Origin of the sequence: Streptomyces lancefieldiae, from assembly GCF_031845825.1 — a bacterium.
Lineage (GTDB): Bacteria > Actinomycetota > Actinomycetes > Streptomycetales > Streptomycetaceae > Streptomyces > Streptomyces lancefieldiae.
This window is the reverse complement of sequence record NZ_JAVRFH010000384.1, coordinates 1-409: the sequence shown is the minus strand read 5'-3', so window position 1 is coordinate 409 and position 409 is coordinate 1. Positions and strand designations below refer to the sequence as shown.

Here is a 409-nt window from a genome sequence, read left to right as displayed (position 1 = left end):
GGTCAAGAAGGCGCGCAACAACAAGCTGACGCTCGAGGACTACGCGGGCACGACGATCTCGCTGACCAACCCCGGTGGCATCGGCACGGGTGCACTCGGTGCCGCGTCTGATGAAGGGCGCGGGCGCCATCATCGGTGTCGGCGCGCTCGACTACCCCGCCGAGTGGCAGGGCGCGAGCGAGGAGACGCTCAACCGCAACGCCGTCAGCAAGATCCTGACGATCACCTCGACCTACGACCACCGCATCATCCAAGGTGCGACGTCCGGGGAGTTCCTGCGTCAGATCCACCAGCTGCTGCTCGGGGAGAACAACTTCTACGACGAGATCTTCGAGTCGCTGCGCATCCCCTACGAGCCGGTGCGCTGGGTGCAGGACATCTCCGCCAACCACGACGACGACATCAACAA

General features: G+C 64.5%; 1 pseudogene. It reads left to right on the top strand.

Annotation, left to right across the window (positions count from 1 at the left end):
- A pseudogene (locus tag RM812_RS42630) lies at positions 1-409 on the top strand (2-oxo acid dehydrogenase subunit E2); the annotation flags it as partial.